The 11833-nt window shown below is 37.6% G+C and carries 11 protein-coding genes; 3 read left to right on the top strand and 8 right to left on the bottom strand.

What is annotated here, in order from left to right; genetic code table 11:
* Nucleotides 1-7: 7 nt before the first annotated feature.
* The 8 genes from CA2015_RS11475 to CA2015_RS11510 form a co-directional block, all read right to left on the bottom strand.
* Entirely contained in the window at nt 8-829 is an 822-nt protein-coding gene (locus CA2015_RS11475) for an enoyl-ACP reductase FabI (RefSeq protein WP_048642038.1), read from the bottom strand.
* A 105-nt stretch (nt 830-934) separates the two neighbouring features.
* On the bottom strand, nt 935-2587 hold the full coding sequence (recN, locus tag CA2015_RS11480) for a DNA repair protein RecN (RefSeq protein WP_048642039.1): 1653 nt from the start codon (nt 2585-2587) through the stop codon (nt 935-937).
* Nucleotides 2588-2634: 47 nt separating this feature from the next.
* A complete protein-coding gene (porD, locus tag CA2015_RS11485; RefSeq protein WP_048642040.1) occupies nt 2635-3546 on the bottom strand; it encodes a type IX secretion system protein PorD in 912 nt (303 codons plus the stop codon).
* A gap of 209 nt (nt 3547-3755) precedes the next feature.
* Nucleotides 3756-4985, bottom strand: a complete 1230-nt coding sequence (gene coaBC, locus CA2015_RS11490; protein WP_048642041.1) for a bifunctional phosphopantothenoylcysteine decarboxylase/phosphopantothenate--cysteine ligase CoaBC — start codon at nt 4983-4985, stop codon at nt 3756-3758.
* A gap of 1 nt (nt 4986) precedes the next feature.
* Nucleotides 4987-5304 carry a DNA-directed RNA polymerase subunit omega gene (locus CA2015_RS11495; RefSeq protein ID WP_048642042.1) on the bottom strand — a complete coding sequence of 106 codons (318 nt, stop codon included), beginning with the start codon at nt 5302-5304 and terminating at the stop codon, nt 4987-4989.
* 14 nt (nt 5305-5318) lie between these two features.
* Nucleotides 5319-6245 (bottom strand): outer membrane protein assembly factor BamD, encoded by a 927-nt coding sequence (locus CA2015_RS11500; protein WP_048642043.1) that lies wholly within the window; start codon nt 6243-6245, stop codon nt 5319-5321.
* A 65-nt stretch (nt 6246-6310) separates the two neighbouring features.
* Nucleotides 6311-7024 (bottom strand): T9SS type A sorting domain-containing protein, encoded by a 714-nt coding sequence (locus CA2015_RS11505; RefSeq protein WP_048642044.1) that lies wholly within the window; start codon nt 7022-7024, stop codon nt 6311-6313.
* Between the two features lie 219 nt (nt 7025-7243).
* On the bottom strand, nt 7244-8851 hold the full coding sequence (locus CA2015_RS11510; protein ID WP_048642045.1) for an OstA-like protein: 1608 nt from the start codon (nt 8849-8851) through the stop codon (nt 7244-7246).
* A gap of 49 nt (nt 8852-8900) precedes the next feature.
* On the opposite strand from CA2015_RS11510, the gene tilS reads away from it, so the two are divergent.
* The 3 genes from tilS to mdh all read left to right on the top strand — a co-directional run bounded on the left by tilS (nt 8901) and on the right by mdh (nt 11766).
* Entirely contained in the window at nt 8901-10232 is a 1332-nt protein-coding gene (tilS, locus tag CA2015_RS11515; protein WP_048642046.1) for a tRNA lysidine(34) synthetase TilS, read from the top strand.
* Nucleotides 10225-10740, top strand: coding sequence for a Crp/Fnr family transcriptional regulator (locus tag CA2015_RS11520; protein WP_048642047.1), 516 nt, complete (start codon nt 10225-10227; stop codon nt 10738-10740). Before tilS ends, CA2015_RS11520 begins: the two co-directional genes overlap by 8 nt.
* Nucleotides 10741-10827: 87 nt before the next feature.
* The gene (mdh, locus tag CA2015_RS11525) at nt 10828-11766 is read left to right on the top strand and encodes a malate dehydrogenase (RefSeq protein ID WP_048642048.1); all 939 of its coding nucleotides are present in this window, start codon (nt 10828-10830) and stop codon (nt 11764-11766) included.
* Nucleotides 11767-11833 lie beyond the last annotated feature (67 nt).

Below are 11833 nucleotides of genomic sequence, written 5' to 3' on the forward strand. Positions count from 1 at the left end.
ATACAATTTACTTTTTACTAGCTACGTAGGCATCAATTAATTCTTGCGTAATGCCTGTTGTAGAATAGCCTCCGTCATGAAACAGGTTTTGCATGGTTACCATTCTGGTGTAATCGGAAAACATGGTGACAATGTACTCTGCACAGGATTCTGCTGAAGCATTTCCCAAAGGAGAAGCTAGGGCCGCAAAATCAAAGAAATCATCAAAGCCCCCAATTCCTGAACCAGCTACAGTTTTTGTAGGGGATTGAGAAATGGTATTTACTCTTACATTTTTGTTTTTCCCATACCTTAGACCATAGTTTCTAGCTATACTTTCTAGTATGGCTTTGGCTTCAGACATGTCACTATAAAAAGGGAATGCTCTTTCTGCGGCAATATAACTTAATGCAATCACAGAAGCCCATTCATTAAGGATGTCTTTCTTTTCTGCCACTTGGAGCATTTTGTGAAAAGAAACTGCTGACACATCGTATGACTTTTGTACCCAATCATAATTCAGGTCTCCATAAGATCTTCCCTTCCGTACATTGGGAGACATACCTATTGAGTGGAGTAAGAAATCAAAATTTCCACCTAAATATTCCTTTGCTTCATCGTATAATTTTTCGATGTCTTCGACAGAGGTAGCATCTGCAGGAATAACTATGGTTCCACATTCATCAGCTAAATCCTGAATGGCGCCCATACGCATAGCAATTGGGGCATTGGTAAGGACAAATTTTGCCCCTTGTTCTTTTGCTTTTAAGGCCGTATGCCAGGCAATAGAATTTTCATCAAGTGCACCGGTAATAATTCCTTTTTTTCCTTTTAATAAATTTTCAGGCATTGTATTATTTTGATTTTACAACTTCAATTAAATAATATTCTATAAAATTAACTAATTATGGGTGAAACATTTTCCACATGGCTTCTAGAAAAGAGATGCGATTGTCTATTTCGTGAGCAATTCTTTTGCATTTTCAAAGGCTGTAGTGGAGGGATTTGACCCGGAAATCATTTTAGCAATTTCAAGTAATCTTTCCTCGGGGTTCAATAGCTTAATTTTACTAATTGTTTTCTTAGAGCTATTGTCTTTGTAAACAAAATAGTGTTTTTCTCCTTTTGCGGCTACCTGCGGCAAATGGCTTATGCAGATAACCTGATGTTTGGTAGCAATTTCTTGCATCATCCGGACCATTTGTAGGGCTATTTCTCCGGATATCCCTGTATCTATTTCGTCAAAGATAAGAGTAGGCAAGGCCATTTTATCTGCCATTACATATTTGATGGCAAACATTAATCGTGAAAATTCTCCCCCTGAGGCTACTTGACCAATGGGTTGAGGCTGAATTCCCTTGTTGGCAGAAAATAGGATATCAATATCATCGATACCTGATTCATTTGCGGGAACTTCTTTTCGAAGGATTTCCACCCTAGCATTTTCCATTCCCAACTTTGCCAATAAGGATTGTATCTCTCTGCTGAAACCATTAAAGATGGCCTGTCTCTTTTTTGACAACTTTTGGCCCGTAGCACTAAGTTTCTCTTTGGTTTCTTTTAATAAAATTTGTTGATTGGCCAACTCCTCCTCTAGGTGATCTCCTTTAAAAACCTTGTCTGCAAGAGCTGAGGCTAGCTCTAAGAGCTCTTTATCACTTTGTACGCCATGTTTCTTTTGAAGCTGGTAGATTTTACTTAATCTTTCCCTTACCCACTCAGACTTTTCAAAATCTACTTCGATTTCCTGCTCTTCCAAAGAAAGACTTTCTAAAATATCATTTAGCTCTATTAGCAAACTTTCAAACCTTTGATTTAAATCTTCAAAATTCTTTCCGAATTTTTGTAGGTATTGAAAGTGTTGCTTGGCTGCAGCCAACTGTTGCATTGCACCCAATTCCTCGTTTTCAAGGTGGTCCAGTGCTTGGGATGCTCTAGATTTTATTTCTTCTGCATGGTTTAATAATTCTTCCTTTGCTTCCAAAGAAGCTTGTTCCCCTTCTTCTAAGTTTAAACTTGACAACTCTTCCAACTGAAACTGATTGTAATCTGCTTCCTGTTGGTATTGCTGCTTTTCTTGTTCTAGCAAACGTACCTTTCTTTGCGTTTTGATATAGGCATGATACTGTATAGAATAAGCTTCTTTCTCTTTGCTAACCTTAGCAAAAGCATCTATCAGCGAGAGCTGGTAGGAGGAAGCTCCCAACATTAAGGTCTCATTTTGGGAATGAACATCCATCAGAATTTTCCCCAAGACCTTCAGGTTTTCCAGCCTTACAGGTGTGTCATTAATGAAAGCACGAGATTTTCCCGATGGCGAAATTTCCCGCCGAATAATGCATGCCGATTCATAGTCCAACTCTTCCTTCTCAAAGAATCTTTCTAAACCATAATTTTGGATATTGAATACGCCTTCAATAATGCATTTTTTTTGCTCATCATATAATGCTTTGGAATCAGCCCTATTTCCCAATAGTAGGCCCACTGCCCCAAGCATAATGGATTTCCCGGCTCCTGTTTCACCGGTGATCATATTGAGACCGGCACAGGGTTCCATTTCTAATTTTTCTATCAAAGCATAGTTGGTAATGCTAAGGTTGGTTAACATGTTGCTTTGGTTTCGTTTAAGGTGTCAAAATTAGCCAAAATTGAGGATTATCCTTTCAAAATATCATTGTATTTTCTGGCATTGTTAGGGTCTACCTTGAGCAATACTTCTACGGCTTCTTCCTTCAATTCCATGGGAGCAGCCTTAAGAATCTTGCTAATTTCATCCGATTTAGCATCCATAAAACTAATCGTTAGAATACTATTTGGTTGCACCTGATTGGCTTCTTGTATCAATTTAATGGCTTCCAGGATATTTTGGTAGCTTTCTGTTGGATTCGTAGTCAATAAATCCAGCCCTTTCCTATGATAAAGATAATAAGCATCCCTTACTGGAACCATAACCTGTGAGTTGTACAGATCATTTGCCAGCCAATACCTGTTCCGTTTGTCTGACGGGTTCTGATTCCATCCAGGATTTGAGGATTGTTGGGCATTGGCTACTATATTGTTGGCTGTTTCGAAAAAAGAATCTCCTCCTCTTGGTGAAAAGGAATCATAATCTATCCCAAGTGCTATATAGGCATAGTAGGATAGCAATGAAGTAATGTTATTTAAATACGAATATTGGTTGAACTCCAAAGGCTGTGATTCTGTATATTCAAATGTCCAGTTACGGTCTGCGAAATTTAGAATCAAACTTTCATAATTGGATCCATACACTGGACGAACTGTTTGAATTTGAACCGTAGCACTGAACAAACCTACTTGGGGCATGTCATTGATGGTAATTAACAAGTTGCCTTTTATTCTTTCTTGAGGCTTGAGTTCCGTATCGGACCAATTTCTAGCATTCAAAAACTGTTCGAAGGCAGATTTCATCTGATCAAAAATATCTGTATCCTGAGTTTTGGCACGTTCACTATTAATGGTAACAGTGAAATTGAGTTGCTGTGATAGCACCGGAAAGGATGCCATAGATAAACATAAGAACAATAAGTAAACTACCGGACGTATCATTTGATCTTTAAATTATTATAACCCAAATACATAATAATCCGAAATGGGCTATTGCCATTCGTTACCTGCTAAAACTTCTACAATTTGATTCAGCAGCTTTTGTAAAGGTACAATCTGAAGAGTATACTATAGTATACTATTTCTTATATCAGATGATTTACCCAATTTCCTAAATTACAGGAATTAAAATAATTTTTTATCGCTAATTACTAAACGACATTATTGTACTTCTGGTTTTCTAAAATGGAAGCTATCCTATCTAGTATTTGCGTGGCCAATTTGTCCTTAGTCAATACTGGAGTTTTTATTTTTTTCTTCCCTTTTGATAGTATGGTAACCTGATTTGTGTTCTTTTGAAAGCCTGCTTCAGGATCTAGTAGGGAGTTTAAAACCACAAAATCAAAGTTTTTTTCGTTTAATTTCCTTTCAGCACTGCCTAAACCTTCATCTGTTTCTAAGGCAAACCCCACATGAACCTGACCTTGCTTTTTGTTTTCACCTAGGGTTTTAGCAATGTCTGGATTTTTTATTAGGGAAATATTTAGTGCATTTTCTTTCTTTTTGATTTTTTGATCAGAAGGCTTTTCTGATCGGTAATCAGCAACAGCTGCACAAAATATGACCACCTGTGATTCAGTGTGGTGGGTTTTTGTGGCATTAAACATCTCCAATGCAGTCACTACTGATATGGTCTCTATATTGGGATGTGGCTTTGGTTTCAAAGCCGTAGGCCCCAATACTAGGGTAACCTTAGCACCTTTTTCTGCAGCTCTTTCCGCTAAGGAAATACCCATTCTGCCACTTGAATGATTGCTAATGTACCTTACCGGATCAATCGCTTCCTGCGTAGGTCCGGCGGTAATTAAGAATTTTTTACCAGTAAATACGGTGTCAGGGTTTAGTATTCCTATGATGGCCTCAAGTATTGATTCTGGTTCCGGCATTCTACCTTGGCCTATCAGTCCGCTGGCCAATTCTCCAGATGTTGCCTCCATCACATGATTTCCGTAACCTTCCAGTGTCTGGAGATTACCTAGCACAGAGGGATGCTGATACATGTCCAAATCCATTGCCGGTGCTACAAGTACAGGGCTAGTACAGGATAGATAGGTGCAGGTTAGTAGACTGTCACTTTGTCCTGTGGCGAATTTTGCCAAGGTGTTGGCCGAAAGGGGTGCAACTACCATAAGGTCTGCCCAATTTCCCAAAGCGACATGGTTGATCCATTCTCCTGTTTTTTTATCAAAAAAATCAATGTGAACTGGTTTTTTTGATAAGGTAGCGAGAGTAAGTGGGGTTATAAAGTCAAGAGCAGAAGTCGTCATTATGACCTTGACCTCTGCTCGTGATTTGACCAATAACCGAATTAGATGAGCTGCTTTGTATGCCGCTATTCCTCCAGTTACGCCAAGTAGAATACGTTTGCCTGATAGTGGCATCTTAAGACTGGCTTTCCTCCTCTTCAGGGAACCTAAACATTACTTTGTCTTCCATGAATTCTTCCATAGCCAAAGTACTTGGTTTAGGCATTCTTTCATAGAATTTTGAGATTTCTATTTGCTCCTTATTTTCAAACACTTCTTCGAGGTTGTCTACAGTCGAAGCAAATTCAGAAAGCTTGTTGTTAAGCTCTTCTTTCATTGTAGATGAAATCTGCTTGGCCCTTTGAGAAATAGTGAAAATGGATTGATAAAGATTTCCTGATTTCTCAGCCACTTTGTCTAAATCTCTGGTGATAATTGATGGATTAATAGCCATATATATAATTGTTTTTAATTGCCTACTTTCTTTAAAGCTTCTGTAGCTTCCTGATTCTTTTTTTCTTCTTCTCGTATTTTTAATGCCTCTGCTGTCCTGGCTTCATACTTTTCCTTGATGTCATAATGATCATCCAGTTTTTCTTTCGATTCTGCGTGAATTTCATTGACAGTTTCTAAGTATTTACTTTCAGGATACTTTTTCATAAAGTCTTTTGCAAAATCCAAGGACTGACTGAATCGTTCTTCTTTTTTATCAAAAACACTTCTTTCAGCATAGGCAGCACTAACTTCTACCAATTTGAAAGCCAACTCTTCATTGTAATCACTGTCAGGAAATGATTTAGCAAAATTCTGAAAGTTGACTATACAAGCTCTATAAAACTCACCTGGAAATAATCCTTCAGTGAGGCGATAGTACATTTTGGATTCTTCAAATGCTTTTTCCTCAAACCTTTTTTGAAGATTGTCGATCATAGAAATCGCCCGCTCATAAGAATCAGATTCAGGGAATCGATTCATAAATAATTGGATCGCATTCACGGCTTCCTTTGAACTTCTTTGATCCAGATTGAAATCCGGAGAGTCCAAATACAAGGAATAGGCATTCATAAACAAAGCCTCCTCAGCTAGTGGGGAACGATTATAGGTGTCAAAAAAGGTTTTGAAATATTCTGCTGCTTCAATATATCTCTTGGTCCTAAAATGAGCATAAGCATAATTAAATTCTGCTAACTCTGCCTTTCCACTACCCTTGATAACAGGTAATACCCTGTCGTACAGGATTATGGCCTTGTTGTGTTCGCCCTCATCATAGTACCTGTTGGCTGCTTCGTAGAGTTCATCCCAGTTGGTACTCTTCTCTAACTTGTAAAATTCACCACAACCGAAAGTTAGCAATGAGGCAAGGAAAATAAATATGTATTGGTGTACTTTTGTCATTTGACCTGCAAATATAATGGATTAATAATTGGTTATCAAGGCAGTTCTACTGCTTCTGCTCATTCTTATCTTTTGACGTAGAGTTTTTTGGTGACAATGTTTTTATTGTCAACGATCAAAGTGTAGAAATAAGTACCTGGATTCAGGTCTGTTACTGGGATTATTAGGGTTTCTTGGCTGGCATCCAGATGAAAATCATAAATAGGATTGCCTATAAAGCTATTGATCACTACCCTGACATTGGCATTTGGATTTTTAATTTTGTATTCTATCTGTGATGTTCTGACGCTTGGGTTTGGATATATTTCACCCATGTCCACATCTTTATGACTTACATTGTCTGTAGGTTGATCAGAGGTAACATTGTATACATTTTCCACAATAAAAGCATCCCTTGGGTTGGATGTGTTGAAGAAATGTAAATCGAAGGTTCCTTTTGTTGGCGTAATGCCCAATTCAAATTCTATGTAAATATTGGTTGCGACCTCGCCAGGGGCAAGAGTAAACCTAATTTGAGAAAGTTCATTTCTTGGATCAAAACAATTTTCACCCATGCAGATTAGTATGTTCTGTGAAGAACCTACATTTCCCTGAAGATAGCGCAGATAATACGTAGCACTTTCGTTTGAGTCATTCTGAAGGATAAGGGTTTTCCTCTGTGTTGTATTTACTTTGCCACTAAACTCAATTTTATCACTAAGCACACGTACTTGTCTTCCATCTACAGTCTGTAGCGCAAACAATTGTAAGGTGATTAAAAGTGATAAAAATATTTTCATGTAGAGTTCAGTTCTATATATTTCGATTTATGTTAACAGTGGATTTCTCTCCTCTTTTAGAAGTATATACGTATAAAAATACCAAATTGGTTCCACTTTATCAGTAGGTTTGGGTTAAAAAATGTTAACAATGATGAAATTTTTTTTATTCTTCGCCGTTAAAAAAAATTTATAAAATTATTTTTTTTCATAAAAATGTAATATGTACTCTAATAGTTATTAATTATCGATAAGAATTTGTATTTCATCATTCTCAGGGTAAGGCAGTTCTACCTCAGGTTCATCAAAGAAGCTATAACGGTTTTTGTCTCTTATTTTAGGCGTTCGCCAATCATCTATCTGTTTTTTATTTGGTCTTTCCTCACCTCTCCATATAAAACCTTCTAATTTTTGCTCTCCTTTTTCAAATAAATGGGGAGGGGTAAAGGAGGCTTCTGGTTTTATGGTATGGCTAATTCTTGAGACGGTTCCTTCCTTGAATTCCATGATTATTCTCCCGCATAGCAATTTGTTTATCCCCTTTATGGTAGTGTCATTCTCAATGGCGAAATACAATGATTCTCCATTGCCTTCCACATCCAATTTTTCCATATCTCCATCTAGAAAGTAGCCTGTCATTTTTCTTCCCTTGATTTGATTGAAATTGGCGATGGTATCTCTTGTAATGGCAAATGCATTGTCCTTCAATAAAGCTTGGTCGATTTCCTGATTGGCAATTGTAAACTGTATGCTATCAGCAGTGATTTGGCTTTTGTTGTTCCACAATATTGGGTCAGTATAAAGATGCACCGTTGAGTCTGCGTAGATATAGGCCATAGAATCCGCCCTTCCTGCCAATTCTCCTTTTATCAATCGCATGTTGGGGTATGCAAGTGTGTATTTGTCCTCAGCATTTTGTCCATCCTGAGAGATAAGGGTGTCTGCAATCATGAATAAGGTGTCAACCTCAAAATATTTTCGAACCAAGGCATTTCCATAAACTTCGGAGTACTGCTTCCCTTCCCAATATTTTCCCTCATCTCCAAAGACTTCAGCATTTTGCTCTTTGTTATAAATACTTACGTTTTCCTTGGCCTCATAGTATTGTGCATTCTCGTCAAAGAAGAGTTCCTCACCGTACACGATACTGGTCTCTGATTCAACATCACCATCATAAAATCTGAAAATTTTATTTTCAGTATCGTAGAAACTCCCTTTCTGGGCATTTAACCTGTTTCCCTCTTTTGAAAGGATATTGGTGAGCTTTTCTGTCTCAGCAATCTTTGTAGTAGTGTAGTAAAAAAGTGAATTGGACCGCATGGTGTAATCAGGATTTTCTAAAACCACTTTTTTATTGAAGGTGATTTTTTCAATCTGGGTTTCATAAATCCCTTTTTCACTTGTCAGTACATTGGTACTGTCCTTGACCATCCCGGAATTAAAATATATGGCTTCTCCATTGGCTCGGTTATAATCCAGGAAGTCCGTGTATAGTGTAGTGCCTTCATTGACCAATACTACATTGTTACGTAACAAAGCAAGCTGAGTGTTTCCGTCATACTCTGCATAACGACTAGTGACGGTGACCGAATCCTCCTGATCATCAATTTTGACATTACCAAAAAGTTTGGCAAGGTTGTCCTCTGAATAGAAATGGGCAGAATCACAGTAGATTAATGATGTTTTGTGTTTTAGAATCACATCTGTCAGTAATCTTTCAAAACCGCTGCCTCCTAAAAGTTGCTCTGCTTGTAATATTTCCACACGGCTTTGCTCCTTCTGGGCTTGGACCTTTGTAAAGACCAAAGAAGTTAGTAAACAAAATAAAATAAATTTGATCTTTGTCATTCGAATTGATTTCCGAGGCAAAATTAATATAAAATAGTACTTTTGGTTTATGCTGGAGCGATTTATAGATCATGTACGCAAAAATAAAATTTTGGATGTGCAATTGCCCTACCTTGTGGCGGTCAGTGGCGGAATAGATAGTGTGGTTTTGACGCACTTGCTCCATAGAAACGGCTTCAATATAACGATAGCACATTGTAATTTTCAACTTAGAGGGGAAGCAAGTGATGCAGATGAGAAATTTGTGATAAATTTTGCCATGCAATTGGGCATTCCTGTACATACCAAAGTTTTTGATACCCTTGGTTATATGGAGGAAATGGGAGTTTCTTTACAAATGGCAGCTAGGGAATTGAGGTACCGTTGGTTTGAAGAGCTAAATACCAGTTTGGGCACACAGGGAGTTCTTGTAGCTCACCATGCTGACGATCAGATAGAAACGGTATTGCTCAATTTATTGAGAGGAACAGGGATAGAGGGGGTGTATGGAATGAGTAGTAAAAGAGATTTTATACGAAGACCTCTTTTGCCTTTTTCTAGACAAGAAATATTGGCCTACCTGAATGAAAATAACTTGACATGGAGGGAGGACAGTAGCAATGAAAAGACCGTGTACAAAAGAAATTTTGTCCGTCACAAGCTATTGCCTTTGTTTCATCAATTCGATCCCAAGGGGCCGGAATTGATACAGTACAGCTTTGATAGAATAAAGGACACTGGAAAAGCATTCTTTTATCTTTTTGACCAGTGGATTAGCGCAAACGTGATCTCTAAAGAAGGTTTTGAGATCATGCCTTTTAATAGCCTACTTGGGGCGCCAGGAAGATCCTCCTTACTTTTTTACTGGTTAAGTAAAAAAGGTTTTGTATATGCCCAAATTGAGGATATCTTGTGTGCTATAGACAGTCATGAAGCAGGGAAGCAGTTTCTATCGGAAGGATGGGTGCTCAATATTGACAGAGATAGTTTGCTACTGGGGAAACAACCAGAAATTGATAAACCCGTAGAAATAGATTTAGAACAAAATGGATTTTCCCTTGACGGGAAGACCTGGTACAATTGTGCCAAGCTTGATTCTGTAAGGCCTTTGGATCGATCTTCAGAGAATGCCTTACTTGATTTAGATTTACTTGATTTCCCTTTGACATTGAGAACCTGGGAGCAGGGAGATAAATTTATGCCTTTAGGGATGCATAACTTCAAAAAAATAAGCGACTATCTAATAGACAATAAGGTGCCGCTGATCAAAAAGAACAAAGTAAAGGTGCTTTGTTCCAAAGAGAAGATCGTGTGGTTGCTGGGGTTTAGAATAGATGAGAGATTCAAGATAAGTCCAAGTACCAGAAAGGTGTTTTATATAAATAAACATATAGATGAATAACCCTTTTAGAAAAACATACAGTCCTGCTGAGCGGGAGAAGTTTGCTTTTTTAGGCAAAGTAAAATTCTTTAAGCACCTGAATTATGAGGAAATGTCCAGATTTTTGCCTGCTATTCATCAAAGAAAGTATGTGCAGGATGAGGTTGTGTTTTTCAGGAATGACCCAAGTCAGGCACTTTATATCCTTGAAAAAGGTGAAGTAACATTGAATATTGATATTCGAAAAGATTTTGAAACCATAATAAAAATCAAAGAAGGCGAACCTTTTGGTGAAAATTCTATGCTGGAAAATTCCAAAAGAATTTATACAGCGATAGTAGATACAGAAGAGGCAATTTTATGGGTAATTCCAAATTATGCTATTTTAGACATTTTTCAGAGTAACCAAAAGATCAAAGCTAAAATGATGAGTTCACTGGCAACCTTCTACAACAGTAGGAACCAACAGCTATTTTCTTCCTACAAGAAATCCTATGGATTTTTCAACCTCGGGCAGATGTTTGAATAATTATGATGAATCCTTCATATAAAGCACATTCTTTAATATCTTAGCGCAAATTTTGAAAAAAACATCAATCTAAATCGATTATAAGAAATGACGAAAGTAACCGTAGTCGGAGCCGGAAATGTTGGTGCCACATGTGCAGATGTATTGGCCTACCGCGAAATAGCTGAAGAAATAGTATTAGTTGATATCAAAGAAGGTGTTGCTGAAGGCAAAGCATTGGATATCTGGCAAAAAGCCCCTATCAATGCTTATGATAGCAGAACTATAGGAAGTACAAACGATTATTCTAAAACTGCTGGATCTGATGTAGTAGTAATTACTTCTGGTTTACCACGTAAGCCTGGTATGACCAGAGACGATTTAATCGAAACCAATGCTGGTATTGTGAAAATGGTAACAGAAAATGTTGTTAAACATTCGCCAGATGCCATTATCATTATCGTTTCCAATCCATTGGATGTAATGACTTACCAGGCTCATATCGTTTCTAAATTACCAAGAACAAAAGTAATTGGTATGGCAGGAATCCTTGATACTGCTAGATATAGAGCATTCTTGGCTGAAGCCCTTGATGTTTCTCCAAAAGAAATTCAAGCGATCTTATTGGGTGGACATGGAGATACCATGGTGCCATTGCCAAGATATACTACCGTTGCAGGTATCCCTGTTACTGAATTAATTGGTAAAGAAGCTTTAGATGCGATTATCGAAAGAACCAAATCTGGTGGTGGAGAGCTTGTTAAATTGATGGGTACTTCTGCATGGTATGCACCAGGATCTGCAGCTGCTCAAATGGTAGAAGCGATCGTTAAGAATCAAAAAAGAGTATTCCCTGTATGTATTAAGTTAGAAGGAGAATATGGAATTGATGATTGTTACTTGGGAGTACCTGTAGTCCTTGGTAAAAATGGTATTGAAAAAGTTATTGAATTGGATTTGAATAGCGATGAAAAAGCGCTATTGGAAGTTTCAAGAAGTCATGTGAAAGAAGTGATGGCCGTTTTGGATAAAATCGGAAACAAATAATTAGAAATTTATATTGTCATAAAAAAATCCCAACTTTGAATCGTTGGGATTTTTTTGTTTTTTTATG

Origin of the sequence: Cyclobacterium amurskyense (assembly GCF_001050135.1) — a bacterium.
In the GTDB taxonomy this organism is placed as follows: Bacteria; Bacteroidota; Bacteroidia; order Cytophagales; family Cyclobacteriaceae; genus Cyclobacterium; species Cyclobacterium amurskyense.

What these genes read in the sequence shown, in the direction of transcription:
- CA2015_RS11475 (WP_048642038.1), bottom strand. Translation starts at nt 829, where the DNA reads ATGCCTGAAAATTTATTAAAAGGAAAAAAAGGAATTATTACCGGTGCA.
- recN (WP_048642039.1), bottom strand. Translation starts at nt 2,587, where the DNA reads ATGTTAACCAACCTTAGCATTACCAACTATGCTTTGATAGAAAAATTA.
- porD (WP_048642040.1), bottom strand. Translation starts at nt 3,546, where the DNA reads ATGATACGTCCGGTAGTTTACTTATTGTTCTTATGTTTATCTATGGCA.
- coaBC (WP_048642041.1), bottom strand. Translation starts at nt 4,985, where the DNA reads ATGCCACTATCAGGCAAACGTATTCTACTTGGCGTAACTGGAGGAATA.
- CA2015_RS11495 (WP_048642042.1), bottom strand. Translation starts at nt 5,304, where the DNA reads ATGGCTATTAATCCATCAATTATCACCAGAGATTTAGACAAAGTGGCT.
- CA2015_RS11500 (WP_048642043.1), bottom strand. Translation starts at nt 6,245, where the DNA reads ATGACAAAAGTACACCAATACATATTTATTTTCCTTGCCTCATTGCTA.
- CA2015_RS11505 (WP_048642044.1), bottom strand. Translation starts at nt 7,024, where the DNA reads ATGAAAATATTTTTATCACTTTTAATCACCTTACAATTGTTTGCGCTA.
- CA2015_RS11510 (WP_048642045.1), bottom strand. Translation starts at nt 8,851, where the DNA reads ATGACAAAGATCAAATTTATTTTATTTTGTTTACTAACTTCTTTGGTC.
- tilS (WP_048642046.1), top strand. Translation starts at nt 8,901, where the DNA reads ATGCTGGAGCGATTTATAGATCATGTACGCAAAAATAAAATTTTGGAT.
- CA2015_RS11520 (WP_048642047.1), top strand. Translation starts at nt 10,225, where the DNA reads ATGAATAACCCTTTTAGAAAAACATACAGTCCTGCTGAGCGGGAGAAG.
- mdh (WP_048642048.1), top strand. Translation starts at nt 10,828, where the DNA reads ATGACGAAAGTAACCGTAGTCGGAGCCGGAAATGTTGGTGCCACATGT.